At 73.5% G+C, this 13,550-nt stretch carries 13 protein-coding genes; 2 read left to right on the top strand and 11 right to left on the bottom strand.

The features are described from left to right. Positions 1-73: 73 nt before the first annotated feature. The 4 genes from ACTMS2_RS23810 to ACTMS2_RS23795 are packed head-to-tail and all read right to left on the bottom strand — an operon-like array spanning position 74 to position 4,003. A complete protein-coding gene (locus tag ACTMS2_RS23810; protein ID WP_441177370.1) occupies positions 74-907 on the bottom strand; it encodes an ABC transporter ATP-binding protein in 834 nt (277 codons plus the stop codon). After that, a complete protein-coding gene (locus ACTMS2_RS23805) occupies positions 904-1,938 on the bottom strand; it encodes a FecCD family ABC transporter permease (RefSeq protein WP_441177369.1) in 1,035 nt (344 codons plus the stop codon). Before ACTMS2_RS23805 ends, ACTMS2_RS23810 begins: the two co-directional genes overlap by 4 nt. Then, on the bottom strand, positions 1,935-2,978 hold the full coding sequence (locus ACTMS2_RS23800) for a FecCD family ABC transporter permease (protein WP_441177368.1): 1,044 nt from the start codon (positions 2,976-2,978) through the stop codon (positions 1,935-1,937). Before ACTMS2_RS23800 ends, ACTMS2_RS23805 begins: the two co-directional genes overlap by 4 nt. After that, the gene (locus tag ACTMS2_RS23795; RefSeq protein WP_441177367.1) at positions 2,975-4,003 is read right to left on the bottom strand and encodes an iron-siderophore ABC transporter substrate-binding protein; all 1,029 of its coding nucleotides are present in this window, start codon (positions 4,001-4,003) and stop codon (positions 2,975-2,977) included. The genes ACTMS2_RS23800 and ACTMS2_RS23795 overlap by 4 nt, the downstream gene beginning before the upstream one ends. 263 nt (positions 4,004-4,266) lie before the next feature. Between ACTMS2_RS23795 and ACTMS2_RS23790 the strand changes: the two genes are divergently transcribed. Next, positions 4,267-5,064, top strand: coding sequence for a siderophore-interacting protein (locus ACTMS2_RS23790; RefSeq protein WP_441177366.1), 798 nt, complete (start codon positions 4,267-4,269; stop codon positions 5,062-5,064). A 52-nt stretch (positions 5,065-5,116) separates the two neighbouring features. On the opposite strand, the gene ACTMS2_RS23785 is transcribed toward ACTMS2_RS23790, so the two are convergent. From ACTMS2_RS23785 to ACTMS2_RS23775, 3 genes are read right to left on the bottom strand one after another with little or no spacing between them, the layout of a single operon-like run. Next, the gene (locus tag ACTMS2_RS23785) at positions 5,117-5,656 is read right to left on the bottom strand and encodes a hypothetical protein (protein ID WP_441177365.1); all 540 of its coding nucleotides are present in this window, start codon (positions 5,654-5,656) and stop codon (positions 5,117-5,119) included. Then, the gene (locus ACTMS2_RS23780; RefSeq protein WP_441177364.1) at positions 5,653-7,317 is read right to left on the bottom strand and encodes an alpha/beta hydrolase; all 1,665 of its coding nucleotides are present in this window, start codon (positions 7,315-7,317) and stop codon (positions 5,653-5,655) included. Before ACTMS2_RS23780 ends, ACTMS2_RS23785 begins: the two co-directional genes overlap by 4 nt. A 7-nt stretch (positions 7,318-7,324) precedes the next feature. Next, positions 7,325-7,627: a type VII secretion target gene (locus ACTMS2_RS23775; protein WP_101410182.1), complete on the bottom strand. Its 303-nt coding sequence runs from the start codon at positions 7,625-7,627 to the stop codon at positions 7,325-7,327. A 306-nt stretch (positions 7,628-7,933) separates the two neighbouring features. On the opposite strand from ACTMS2_RS23775, the gene ACTMS2_RS23770 reads away from it, so the two are divergent. After that, the gene (locus ACTMS2_RS23770; RefSeq protein WP_441177363.1) at positions 7,934-9,223 is read left to right on the top strand and encodes an MFS transporter; all 1,290 of its coding nucleotides are present in this window, start codon (positions 7,934-7,936) and stop codon (positions 9,221-9,223) included. A 78-nt stretch (positions 9,224-9,301) separates the two neighbouring features. Here the strand turns inward: ACTMS2_RS23770 and ACTMS2_RS23765 are convergent, their stop codons facing one another. The 4 genes from ACTMS2_RS23765 to ACTMS2_RS23750 are packed head-to-tail and all read right to left on the bottom strand — an operon-like array spanning position 9,302 to position 13,395. After that, complete coding sequence (locus tag ACTMS2_RS23765) at positions 9,302-10,285, bottom strand: nitroreductase (RefSeq protein WP_441177362.1); 984 nt, start codon at positions 10,283-10,285, stop codon at positions 9,302-9,304. Then, positions 10,286-11,374, bottom strand: coding sequence for a hypothetical protein (locus tag ACTMS2_RS23760; RefSeq protein WP_441177361.1), 1,089 nt, complete (start codon positions 11,372-11,374; stop codon positions 10,286-10,288). After that, on the bottom strand, positions 11,371-11,811 hold the full coding sequence (locus ACTMS2_RS23755; protein ID WP_089003444.1) for a DUF4188 domain-containing protein: 441 nt from the start codon (positions 11,809-11,811) through the stop codon (positions 11,371-11,373). Before ACTMS2_RS23755 ends, ACTMS2_RS23760 begins: the two co-directional genes overlap by 4 nt. Before the next feature lie 3 nt (positions 11,812-11,814). Next, positions 11,815-13,395: a phenylacetate--CoA ligase family protein gene (locus tag ACTMS2_RS23750; protein ID WP_441177360.1), complete on the bottom strand. Its 1,581-nt coding sequence runs from the start codon at positions 13,393-13,395 to the stop codon at positions 11,815-11,817. Between the last annotated feature and the right edge of the window lie 155 nt (positions 13,396-13,550).

Here is a 13,550-nt window from a genome sequence, read left to right as displayed (position 1 = left end):
TGCGCCCTCCCTGCGATCGAGGGCCAGGTTAGCCTCACCTAATAGCTCCGGCGAACGGGGGCTCGGCGACCCGTCAGCCGCCCACTTCCGCGCCGAGGTCCGGGCGCGTCGTCACGTGGTGGCGGCCGATCGGCAGCATCAGCGGCTTTCCCGACGTCGGATCGATGATCACCTGGCTGTCGAGGCCGAACACGGCGCGGACGCACTCCCGCGTCAGCACCCGCGCCGGTTCGCCGGCGGCGTGCAGTCTCCCGGCGGCCAGCACGACGAGGTGGTCGGCGTACCGGGCGGCGAGGTTGAGGTCGTGCAGCACCATGACGATCGTCGTGCCGCGCGTCAGGTTGAGGTCGGTGAGCAGGTCGAGCACCTCGACCTGGTGGTTGACGTCGAGGAACGTCGTGGGTTCGTCGAGCAGCAGCAGGTCCGTCTGCTGGGCCAGGGCCATCGCGATCCACACCCGCTGCCGCTGGCCGCCGGAGAGCTCGTCGACGGAACGGTCGGCGAGGTCGGCCGTCCGCGTCGCGTCCAGGGCCGCCGCGACGGCGGCGTCGTCCTCCCGGCTCCAGCGCGACAGCATCCGCTGGTGCGGGTTGCGGCCACGACCGACGAGGTCGGCCACGGTGATCCCGTCGGGCGCCGTCGGCGACTGGGGAAGCAGGCCGAGGGTACGGGCCAGTTGCTTGGCCGGCAGCCGGTGCACCTGCCTGCCGTCGAGCAGGACGTGGCCGGCCCGGGGCGCCAGCAGCCGCGACATCGACCGCAGCAGGGTCGACTTGCCGCACGCGTTGGCCCCGACGATCGCCGTGATCCTGCCGGGCGGCACGACGAGGTCGAGCGAGGAGATGACGACGCGGTCGGCGTAGCCGAGCGTCAGGCCCTCGACCGCGAGCGTGTGGGTGGTGGTCACAACGAGCCTCCCGCGCGGTTGGTGCGGATGAGCAGGTAGATGAGGTACGGGGCGCCGAGCACGCCGGTCACGACACCGACGGGGTAGCGCGTGTCGAAGGCGTACTGGCCGGCGAAGTCCGCGACGAGCACCAGCAGGGCGCCGACGAGGGCGGAGGGCAGCAACAGGGAACCGGCCGGGCCGACGATCCGGGCGGCGATCGGCCCGGAGAGGAAGGCGACGAAGGCGATCGGCCCGGTCGCGGCGGTGGCGAAGGCGATGAGGCCGACGGCCGCGACGATGACCAGGATCCGGGTGCGTTCGAGGCGTACCCCGAGCGCCGCGGCGGCGTCGTCGCCCAGTTGCATCATGGCGAGGTTGCGCGCCTGGCCCAGCAGCACCGGCGCCAGCACGGCCACGGCGACGGCGACCGGCACGGCCTCCGCCCAGGTGGCGCCGTTGAGGCTGCCGGTCAGCCAGCGCATCGCCTCCTGGAGGTCCCACTCGGCGGCCTGGGTGAGGACGTACGCGGTGACGCTGTCGAGCATCGCGGCGATGCCGATGCCGATCAGCACGAGGCGGGTCCCGGCGACGCCGTCCTTGAACGACAGGGTGTAGACGACCAGCGCGACCGCCAGCCCGACGACGATCGCGAAGGCGGACACCCCCGCCTCCCCGAGGTGCAGCGTGACGATCGCGAAGGCCGCCGCGGCGCTCGCCCCGGAGCTGATGCCGATGATGTCGGGGCTGGCGAGCGGGTTGCGCAGCATCGTCTGGAAGGTGAGTCCGCCGAGCCCAAAGCAGGCCCCGGCGAGGATCGCGAGGACCGCCCGGGGCAGGCGCAGGGTGCCCACCGTGAAGGAGGCCCCCGGGACGTCGTCGCCGGCGATCACCGCCAGCACGTCCGCCGGCGGGTAGAAGGTGCGCCCCGCCATCAGCGAGACGGCGAACGCGGCGACGACGAGGACGGCGAGCACGACGAGCACGGCCCGCCTGCGCAGCGTACGGCGGACCCGGCCGTGGGTGACGGCGTCGAGGGTCGTGGTGCTCACAGCTCGCGTACCTTCTGCCGGCGGACGATGTGGATGAAGAACGGGGCGCCGATCAGCGCCGTCACGATGCCCACGTCGATCTCCGCCGGGCGCGCCACCACCCGGCCGACGACGTCGGCGGCGGTGAGCAACGACGCGCCGAGGAGCGCCGAGAACGGCAGCAGCCACCGGTGGTCGAGCCCGACGAGCAGGCGGCACACGTGCGGCACGACCAGGCCGACGAAGCCGATGGGTCCGGCGACGGCCGTGGCGGCGCCGCACAGCAGGACGGCGCCGAGCGCCGCGACGGCCCGTACGACCGCGACCCGCTCGCCGAGCCCCGCCGCGAGTTCGTCGCCGAGCGCGAGCGAGTTCAGCGCCCGGGCCGACAGGACGCAGACCGCGACACCCACGGCGAGGAACGGCAGGGCCTGCCGGATGGTGTCGTACGTGGCGCCGCCGACCCCGCCGATCTGCCACGAGCGGAAGCCGCCGGCGACGTCGTTGCGGGGCAGCACGAAGGCGCTGATCAGCGACGCGAGCGCGGCGGAGGTCGCCGCGCCGGCGAGGGCGAGCTTGAGCGGCGTCGCGCCGCCGCGGCCCAGGGAGCCGACGGCGTAGACGAAGACCGCCGCGAGGCCCGCGCCGAGGATGGCCGCCCAGAGGTAGCCGGTCGCCGAGGAGAGGCCGAACGTGACCATCGCGGTGACCACGGCGAGCGACGCGCCCATGTTCACGCCCAGGATGCCGGGGTCGGCCAGCGGGTTGCGGGTGACGCCCTGCATCACCGCACCGGCCAGGCCGAGCGCCGCGCCGACGAGCACCGCGAGCAGGGTCCGTGGGATCCGCTTGGTGACGGCGGCCTGCTCCATGGTCGCGTCCGCGCCCTGCAAGGCGGCGACGATGTCGGACCAGCCGACGTCGCGGGAGCCGAGCGCGACCGACGCGACCATGAGCGCCAGCAGCACCGCCGTCGCGACGAGGAACCACAGCAGGCGTACCCGTGTCGGACGCCGCAGCACCGCGACGTCCGGCAGGGCACGCGATTCGAGTGCGGTCATGACACCCGGTCGGCGGCCTTGGCGAGCATCGCCACGTAGTCGTCCAGCACGAACGGGATGGCCAGCGGGGTGGGGTTCGCCGCGGTGCCCAGCGGCGTGGCGCCGGAGAGCATGACCACCGAGCCGCGCTTGATCGCGGGGATCTTCGACAGCAGCGGGTCGGCCTGCGCGGCGGCGAGTAGCTTGTCGTCGCCGTAGGCGACGATGACGTCGACGTCGTCGAAGACCTGGATCTGCTCGGCACTCTGGTTGAGCGTGAACTTGTCGGTGCCGGCGGAGAGCTTCGCGATGCCGGCCGGGACCTTCATCCCGAGGTCGTTGAAGAACTGGGCCCGGGTGTCGTGCGTCGTGTAGAAGCCGATCTTGCTCAGGTCGGTCGGGTCCACGTGCGTCATGAACATCGCCGACTTGCCCGCCAACTGCGGGTGCTTCGCGGCGGCCTCGCCCATGCGCTTCTCGAAGTCGGCGATCAGCGCGTCGCCCTCCTTCGCCAGGCCGAGGGCCTGGCTCTCCAGCTTGATGGTGTCGCGCCAGGCCGTGGCCCAGGGCGCCTTCGGGTAGGCGACCACCGGGGCGATCTTGCTCAGGGTGTCGTAGTCCTGCTGGGTCAGGCCCGAGTACGCGGCGAGGATGACGTCGGGCCTGGTGTCCGCGACCGCCTCGAAGTTGATGCCGTCGTTCTCGTCGAACAGCACGGGTGTCGTTCCGCCGAGTTCCTTGAGCTTCTCGGAGACCCACGGCAGGACGCCGTCATTGTCGTCGTCGCCGAAGTTGGCCTTCGCCATCCCGATGGGAACGACGCCGAGCGCCAGCGGAACCTCGTGGTTCGCCCAGGCGACCGTCGCCACCCGCTGCGGCTTCTCCTTGATCGTCGTCGTGCCGAGCGCGTGCGTGATCGTGACCGGGAACGCCGCGGAGCTGCCGCTGTCGGCGACCTCCCCGGCGTTCGACGATCCGCCGCAGGCGGCGAGCGCCATGGTGGCGGCCAGGGCGACGACCCCGGTGCGGAAGCGGTTTGCGCGCATGGAACTACACCTCGATGTCAGGTAAGGGGAGGCTAACCTAACACACGCTCGGAGAGCTCTTGATCTCCAGCGACTCGATCGACGAGGGCCCATCGCACGCCGCCCCACCTGCGACGACCGGCAACGATGGCCCCGCACGACCTCGGCCAACGCATGCACGCTTGTCGATTTACAGAGGGCGCAGGCGCAGTAGAATTCAGGGAAGGCTAACCTAACTCGGCGTGAACCCGGGAGGGGGCTCACAATCCCCGAAGGAGCGCAGCATGAGTGTCGGCACCGCTACGGCCGAGACCGGAGTGATCAAGCGCCCGATGCTCGCCGAGGTCGTCGCCAACCGGCCGCTCACCCCTCACCTGCGGCGCGTCACCCTGACCGGCGCCGAGATCGACCGCTTCGGCTACGACGGGCCGGACCAGCTGGTACGGATCTTCCTCGCCCCCACGCCCGACGCCGAACTGCACCTACCGGACTCCGCGCAGTGGTGGCCCGCCCTCCAGGCCATGCCGGCCGAGCGGCGGCCGGTCGTCCGCAACTACACGGTCCGGCGCCTGGACGCCGGACGGCGCGAGCTGGACATCGACTTCGTGCTGCACGGCGACGGCGGACCGGCCTCCGCCTGGGCGCTCAGGGCAGCCCCCGGGGACCGCCTCGGTGTGCTCAGCGACGGCGCCGCGTACGCGCCGCCCGCCGACACCGACTGGCAGCTGTTCGTCGGCGACGAGACGGCCATGCCGGCGATCACCGCCGCCGTCGAGGCGCTGCCACCGCAGGCGCGGGCGATCGCGCTGATCGAGGTGGGTTCGGCGGAACACGAGATCGAGGTACGCACGCCGCCCGGCGTCACGCTGACCTGGCTGCACCGGGGCGGTGCGCCGGCGGGCGGCAGCGACGTGGTGATCCGTACGCTGCGGGACCTGGCGTTGCCGGCCGGCACGCCGTACGCCTTCGTCGCGGGCGAGTCCACCATGGTCACCACCGTCCGCCGGCACCTGTACGCCGGACGCGGCATCGCCAAGGAGCGCGTCTACTTCGGCGGCTACTGGAAGGCCGCCGTGCACTGAACTCCGGTGGCTGGGCGTGCCCGGGCCGCCTTCGGACGCGCCGGGAGCTGGCCTAGGCGTTGGCGGGGTCCTCGCCGGCCGCGGGCCGGTAGCAGTCGCTCGCCAGGATCAGGGCGACGCGGTCCCGGCTCGCGGTGGTGGTGAGGCTGATCGTGATCCCGGTGTTGGGGTCACGCATCGAGACGGCGCCCCGGGTGCCGTCGGCGAAGGTGCGGTCCTCGGTGATCTCGTAGCCCTGCTGCCGCCACATGTCCCGGATGCGCCGCAGCGTGGTGATCTGGTCGGCGGGCGGGACCGGAAGCCCGGCGAAGCCGCTCAACGTCCACCGTCCGTCGTCGGCGATCTCGCCCCGCTGGCCCTGACAGGGCGAGGTGTTGGTCCGCCAGGCGTCCAGAGCGACGCCGGCGGTGGTGGCGACGGCCTGGGCACGAGCCTCGGCCAGGGTGCTCACCTCGGCGGCTGCCTTGGTCTGCAACGGGTCGTCCTTTCCTGACGATGTGCCGGGGTCACCGCCCGCGCAGGCGGCAGCCGGCACCAGTACGGCCGCCACCGCCACGGCGTGCCACCAGGGCGTGCGGTGACGACGGGTCACGGGGCTCTTCCGTGGTCGAGGGCGGCTGCCTCGTAGTCGCCGACGATGACGGCCGCCTGGGAGCGCAGCATCTGGCTGTTCTGCGCCCAGTATCCGCTGTGGCCGGAGGTGTCGACGTGCAGGACATTGCCGCCGAACTCCGGGTCGTGCGGGGCGGGGCCGTGGATGCCGACGAGGCCGTCGACCAACCACTCCCCGACGACGGGTACGCCGTCGAGCCAGCCGATCGTCTCTTCCGGTCGGGCGACGACGGTGTCGTCGGCCGCGGCGCCGGCCCACACGTGTCTCGGGTCGATGGTGAACTCGCCGGCGTTCTCGACGCGCATGCCGGGACTGCCGACGGCGATCAGGTCGTCCGCGGCGAGGCCGTCGCCGGTGCTGGCAGCCTCGCCGAGGACGGTCGACCCGTAGCTGTGACCGATGGCGGTGACGTGGGAGGGACTGTCGTCGTGGGAGGCGCGGAGCCCGTCGACGAAGCCGTCGAGCGCGCGGGCGCCGGCCTCGGACTTGGCTCCGAACACGGCGCTGACGATGTCGAGGTTCACCGACGGGGTGTCGTAGCCGAGCCAGGCCACGACGGAGACGTCGGCGCCGGCGGGGGCGAGCTCGACCGAGGCCTCCCGCAGGTCGCTGGCCCGGCCGATCAGGCCGCGGATGTCGTCGAGTTCGGTGCCGACGCCGGGTACGAGGACCGCGGTGTGGGCGGCGGTGTCCGGGTTGCCGATCGCGACCGCCGCCTTGCCGTCACCCGTCGGATCGACCGAGAGCAGGTAGAGCCGCTCGTTCGGCGCCGCGTTCTCCGTGCGTTCCAGCTTGTCCAGCAGCATGAGCGCGGTGGCGTGCTGCGGGTCGTCCCGGTCGCGGTGCCGGCCGGCGTCGTCACCGACGAACGTGCGCAGCGCCAGTTGGTTCGCCGCGTCGCGGTCGGTGGCGGGCAGTCCGTCGAGGGCGCCGATCCGCTCCGGGTAGGCGGTGAGGTAGACCTGCCGCTCGTCGTCGGACAGGCCGCTCCACCAGGCGTGCACGTCGGCGGGACTGCTGCCCGGCGCCGGGATGCTGCCCTCGCTCAGCTCGAGCGCCGCCGCGGCGGCGAGAGCGCCGTCGTTGACCCGGTTGTACTCCCAGGCGAACTGTCCCGGCGCGCTGGCCTTCAGCTGGGTCAGGGCGCGGGCGATCCGGCTGTCGGCCTCGGTGGCCTCGGTGACGATCCGCGTGATGAGATCGGTGTAGATCGCGGCGTTCTGGACATGCCGACGGTGGATCGTCTCCGCGTCCGGATCGTGCCTGTCCCCTGCCGCCATCGCCGGCGCGGACACCCGCCCGACCTCGTCCACGGCCAGTCCGAGGGACCGGGCGGCGCCGACGGCCGACTCCAACCGCCGCTGCAGGTCGCCGAACTCCTCCGCCGCTTCCCGCAACACGCTCGCGGCGGTCCGCGTCTGCAGGCTCGCGACCTCGAACTCGTCATCGAGTTCGCCCAGCCGGCCCAACGCGGCACTGGCGGCCGGACCCTGCCAGCCGGAGACGCGCAGCGGCCCGGTCAGCTCGGCGCCACACCGCTGCTCCAGCTTCGCGCAGGCCCGGGACAGGTCCGTCCAGGCCTGCGCGGCGTCCCGGAGCGGGGCGACGCGCGCCTCGCGCAGGTCCGCGTACGTCACCACCGTGCGGTCACCGCCCGTGGATGTCGAAACGGGCGGCGTTGGCCTCGTCGCTGTAGCGGTAGTCCATCGCGCAACCCTGCAGGGCGTCGCCCACCTGGGACAGATAGCGGTCCAACCTGGTCAGGTCGTCCGACCACGACCAGCGCAGCTGCTCCAGCGCCGCCCGGGTCTGCCAGCCGGGCAGGCCGGATACCGCGGCCCGCGTCTCGTCTCCGACGTCGGACACGTCGCGCCGCAGATCGTCCCGCAGGTCGTCGCACACCCGCGACGCCTTCTCCAGCAGCTCCGGCTCGACGTGTAGTTCGATCACTGACTGGCCTCCCGCGAAGATCGATGCGAGCCTACATAACCGCCCCACGCACCGCGCGGATCGGTCGCCTCAGCCCGCGCTCAGCCCGGCCAGCACGTCGCCGGCGCGCAGCACCGTCGACGGGTGGGCTGGGCATGCCGGTCACCGTCACCACCGTGGAGCCCGGCGCGACCGGGTTGGGCACGCGGATCAGCCGGTCGAGGGCGTCAGGGTCCGCGGCCGGCCTCACCCTGATTCCCGGCTGGAAGACGCCCGTTCGCGTGCCAGGGACACCGCTCGCAGGGGGCATCGGATTACCCTCGCCGCATGAGCCGACGCACCGACCCGGTCCGGCGTCCGCTGTGGCGTGACCGCGACTTCGGCGCCTACTGGGCCGCGCAGTCGCTCTCCGCCGCCGGTGACTCGTTCGCCTACCTCGCGGTGCCGCTGCTCGTGCTCCACGCGACCGGGTCGGTCGCCCGGATGGGCCTGCTCACGGCCGTGGCCGGCGCCGCGTCCGTCGGCGCGGGGATCTTCGGCGGCGTCCTGGTCGACCGGTACGACAGGCGGAAACTGATGATCACCGCCGACCTGCTCCGGCTGGTGCTCTACGGCCTCGTTCCCCTGGCCTGGCTCGGTGGCCCGCAGGTGTGGCTGCTCTTCGTCGTGCTGCCGATCTGCGAGGCGGCCGGCATGGTGTTCCAGGTCGCCGCGGTGACCGCCGTGCGCAACCTCGTCGACCGGCCCAGGATCACCGAGGCCAACGGGCGTCTCCAGGCCACGTACGCGGCGGCTGCCGTGCTGGGGCCGCTGCTCGCCGGCGTGGTGTCGGCCCGGTTCGGCGCCACGGCGGCCATCGCCGTCAACGCGGCCAGCTTCGCCCTGTCGGCCGCCGGCCTCTGGCTGGTGCGGCTGCGGCGGCCCGACGAGGGACCGGCGGTCGACGGCACGGCGGGGCGGCAGAGCCGGCTGGCCGAGTTCCTCGCCGGCGCGCGGTTCCTCTGGCGGCAGCCCGTGCTCCGCTCGCTGACCGTGCTGCTGTCGGTCTTCATCTTCCTGACGTACGGGCTCACCGACGTCCTCGTCTACCACGTCAAGCACGACCTCGGCGGCTCCGACCGCACCGTCGGCACGGTGCTGGGCCTGGCGGCGCTGGGCACGATCGTCGGAGCGCTGCTGGTGGCGCCCCTGCGCCGCCGCCGTGGCTTCGGCATGACCTGGATCGGCGCGCACGCCATGTGCGGTCTCGCCATCGTCGGCATCGGCCTCGTCGGGGACGTGCGGGGCGTGACCGTGCTGATGGCGGTGTACCTGTGCGGCGTCAGCGTGGGCGGGATCTGCTCGATGTCGCTGCGTCAGGAGATCACGCCCGATCACCTGCTCGGTCGGGTCACCTCGGCGTTCTGGAGCACGCACTACTCGCTCGGCCCGGCCGGCGCGGCGGTGCTGACGTGGGCCGCGAGCCGGTACGGCGTCAGCGCCGTCGCCCTCGTCGCCGGCGCGGGATGTCTGCTGGTCGCGGTCGGCGGGCTGTTCACCCCGATCCGCCGCGCCGGTGCGGAGCCGGCGGCCCACCCGTCGGAGCTCCGGTCGCCCGCGACCAGCCCGACGTCGTGACCCCGGACGCGCCGCCGCGCGCCGGCCCTCCTCCGTCCGGGAACACGTGCCACCGTGCGGTGCCGCCGGCGCCAGGGGTCAGCGGACGCCCTGCCCGACGCCGCCGGTCCGGCGCGCCGAGGGTGGCGCCGGGCCCACCGGCCGGCCGACGCGGGTCACGTGGAGCAGGCGCTGCGGCGCCACGCCCAGCAGCGTCCCCAGGGCGTCGCGGGCGGCGGGCGCGTCGACGAGTTGGCTCAGCGGGTGCGCCGCCAGGCCGGCCGCGTGCAGGGTCAGCCAGGTACGCGTGAGGACCCGGCCGAACTCGACCTGCCCCGCGTCGTCCGTTCCGGGCGGTCCGACCAGGACGAGCACGGCGCCGCCGAGCGCCAGCGGGTTGCCGGACGCCGCCGCGAGGAGCCGGGGCAGGCCCAGCCGGCGTAGCACCGGGTACGCCGCCAGCGCCCCCCGCAGGGCGGTCGCCTCGCGCCCGGACAGCCCGAGGCAGCGGTCGGTGAGTCCGTCGGCGTGGTAGGCCGGGTGCGCCGGCGTGAGCCGCAGCCACGACCGCAACTCGCGGACCACCGCCGGGTCCGCGTACGTCCACCGGTCGGCGACCCGCAGCAGGCGGGCCAGCAGGTCGGCGTCGGGCACCACGCGCACCGCGCCGCCCGAGGCCCGGGCGACGGCGTCGACGGCCGCCACCGCCGTGGCGTCCGGACCGGCGGAGAACCGGCCCCGGTGGGTACGGCGGGTGAGCACCTGCGCCGCGTCGAACGGGGTGTCGTAGCGGTGCGGGCCGGGCCGCAGCCAGCCCACCCGGCGGTCGTCGGCGCAGTGGTCGGCGACGAACCGCATCCGCAGCCCGGCGTCGGCCGCGACGATCAGGCACGTCTCGACGAAGGCGCCCAGGGACAGCCGCAGGTCCCGCCCGGAGGGGTCGGACGCCGGCAGCGCGTACGCCGGGTCCCAGCCCACCCGGACCTCGCCGCCGCGGTGGTCGAGCCGCCACGGCTGGGTGTTGTGCGCGCTCGGCGCCCGCCAGCAGAGCGGCTCCAGCGCGCGGAACGCCGCGAGGTCCATCTACAGCGCCTTCTCGTAGAAGGTGTAGCCGTGCAGCGGCCGGCCGCCGAGTGCGAGGTACTGCGCGGCGGAGGCCGGATTGTCCCGGCCGACGTAGGTGCTGCGCAGCGTCGTGTATCCCCCGGCGTGCAGGTTGCGCCGCAGCTCGGCGGAGAGCAGGCGCTGGTATCCGCGCCCCTGGTGCTCGGGCAGCACGCCCTTGACGATCAGCACGGCCTCCCGCCGGTAGCGGCGTCGGGTCGCCAGCAGCCGGACCTGGTTGACCAGGTTGAGGTCGCCGCGTACCCGCACCACGAACTCGCTGATGTCGGGCACGCACAGCACGAACGCGACCGGCCGCCCGGCCCTGGTGAGGTAGAGCAGCAGTGACTCGTCCAGCAGGTACGCCAGCCCGTCGGTCTGCCGGCGCAGCTGCGCGGCGGAGATCTCGGTGTAGTAGCCGAGCTGGGCGAAGGACGCGTTCAGCATCCCGCGCAGCAGTTCGAGCTGATCGGCGAGCCGGCGGACGTCGCCGCGGTGCACCGTCAACTCCGCGCCGTCCGGGTCGGTGCCGGCCGGGACGTCGTCCCCGGCGGGGACCGGGCAGATCCAGGTGTCCGACTCGAACCGCCGCCGGAACCCGTACGACTCGTAGGCGCTCACGTACCGGGGCGGGTTCCAGGCGCTGTCGATGAAGCCCCGGTCGGCGTACCCGGAGGTGATGACCCCGCCCGCCTGGTTGGGCAGCAACGCGACCGGCCCGAAGAGCGCGTCGCGGTCGCCGGCGGCGCGGGCGGCGCTGGCGATCGCCTCGAACAGCGGCTGCGCCGCCGCGTCGGTGAACTCGGTGAGCCCGAAGAGTTGGCACCGGCGACCCAGCTTGGCGTCGAGGGCGGCGTCGGTGTGCAGTGTGGTGCGGCCGACGACCGCGCCGGTGGCGCCCTCGCGCAGCACGTACATCGGCACGCCGTCGCGCCACCACCGCCGCACCTGCTGGCGTGACGGCGGCACGAAGCGCGGCTCGCCGGCGTACACCCGGTCGGTGAGCGACAGGAACTCGCGCAGGCCGCGCCGGTCGACGACCCGTCGCAGACCGTGCCGGACGCTCATCGCCGCACCGCCGGACCCACCGTCTCCGAGCCCAGCGGCGTGAACGTCGGGATGTGCCCCATCTCGTTGGACTCGGCCCGCCACAGCCCGTTGGAGTAGCCGTCGGCCTCGGCGGTGAACAGCCGGATGAAGCCCGCGGTCGCGTGGCGGTCGCCGTCGGTGAGCCAGACCATCAGCTTGCGGTGGTGCCGGGACCGGGCGAAGCGCATCAGGGCCTCGCGGTCGCTGAAGAAGGCGACGGTGCCGAGGGTGAACGGGAACTCCCAGTACACCCGGTGCCAGCGGTAGCCGGACATGCGGCGCATGTCGCGGACCATCCGCAGCCACGCCGGCAGGAGCCGCAGGATCGCCAGCGGGCTCCGGTAGCGGGTGGCGCCGAAGAACATGGCGCCGGCCTGGGCGCGCGCCGGGGCGCGGGAGAAGTCACGGGTACGCATCACTCAGCCCACCAGGTAGACGTTTTTGATCTTCTGTTGTCCGGCGAACGGGCCGACTCCCGGTTCGTGCAGCTCGACGCGGAGGTCGCCGGCGGCCGGGTCCTCGGTCAGCGACTGCGCGAAGTCGCGGGAGACGGCCGCCAGGTGTCCGCGTACGCCGTCGCGGCAGGCGGCGGCCAGCGCCTCGCGCTCGGCCTCCGGCAGCGGGCGTCGCAGTTCGAGGTGGATCACCGGCCGGGTCTCCAGCGCGGCGTCCTCGACCAGCGCGAGGCAGAACCGGCTGATCTCGGCGGCGTACGGGTTGCCGGTGTAGAGGCCGTACTCCACGTCCTGCGGGTAGAGGTTGGCGCCCAGGTAGGACACCGTCGAGTCGCGCCGGCCGAACAGCAGCAGCACCGGCAGGGTCATCCGCTCGCTCGCCAGCGCCGCGCGGCACGCGGCCCAGCGGTCCGGGTCGGCGCGGACCAGGTCGAGGATCCGCCGGTAGGGCACGAGCAGCGCCTCGTCGCCGACGTTGTAGCGCAGCCGTGGCTGGAGGACGTCGGGGCCGGTCATCGTGCAGAGCAGCTCCCGGCGCTCGTTGGTCTCCAGGTAGGTGGCCAACGGGTTGTACTGGAACACCATGGGCAGCCGCTGCTCGTCGGCGCCGAGCAGCGCCGCCCGCAGCTCGGCGTCGTCGCGCAGGCGGCGACGCAGCCACACCGTGAACCGGGTCTCCGCGCCGAGGCCGATGGTCAGGTCCGAGGCGCCGTACGCGGACCGGACCTTGCGGAACCGCTCCTCCAGGTAGCCGCGCAGCGCCTCCGTCATCCCCTCTCCCCCGCAGCTGGCGTAGATGCGGTGGCGCGACCAGTCGAAGCCCTCGGCGTCGAGCCGGTCGCGCAGGTGCTTCAGGAACGGCGGGTACGCGGTCACCAGGTAGTCGAAGTCCGGACCGAACTCGCGGAGCGTGTCGACGATCTTGCCGAGGTCCGGGCCGGTGTTCTTGACCACCGCGATCCGCGCCATGGCGGCGCCGGTCGTCGTCCCGGTCGCCCAGGCGCCCATCGAGTAGGCGTTGATGACGAACGGGCGGCGCATCGGGAAGACCAGGCTCGTGTAGCCGACGATGTCGCGGTGCACGGCGCGCAACTCCCGCTCGCCCCGGGGCCAGTTGAAGGGCCGGCCCGACGAGCCGGCCGACTCGTCGACCACCACGCCCCGGTCCGGCAGTCGCCCGTCCCGGCAGCGCCGCCCGGCGGGGAAGGGCACGACGTAGCTCACCTTGTCGGTCTCCGGGAAGTCCCGCCGCCGACGGCCGGCTCCGACCGGCCGGGCGCGCAGGAAGGCGCGGTACGCCGGCACGTCCAGCGCGGCGAGCGCACAACCCGCGCGCGCGTTCGCCGCCGCGAGCCGGTCCAGCATCGGGTGGTGGTGCCGGGCCGACCAGCGCCACGAGGCGGGGTGGCGTCCGGCCAGCCGTACCGCCGCCCCGAGCACCCGGACGAAGATGGTCAGACGGGCCCGGCGCCAGCGTTCGCCGGCCGTCAGGCGTGGTGACGCGAGGGGTGACGGTTCGCAATATCGACGCAGCGTCTCGGTCATGGGTGAATCCTCGACCGGCCCGGTCGCGGACGCCTGAGCTGTCACACCGGTCCCGCGCTGAGTATCCGCACCTACCGCGCTCAGCAGCTCGGCGTCTCGTTCATGATCAGGTTCTGGCGCGGCACGACGACTCCGCCCCGATCGCGCGTCGCGCC

The sequence above is a fragment of the Micromonospora sp. SD12 genome, assembly GCF_052068495.1.
Lineage (GTDB): Bacteria > Actinomycetota > Actinomycetes > Mycobacteriales > Micromonosporaceae > Micromonospora > Micromonospora echinofusca.
The sequence above is the reverse complement of the archived record's forward strand: the minus strand, read 5'-3'. Positions and strand labels throughout refer to the sequence as shown.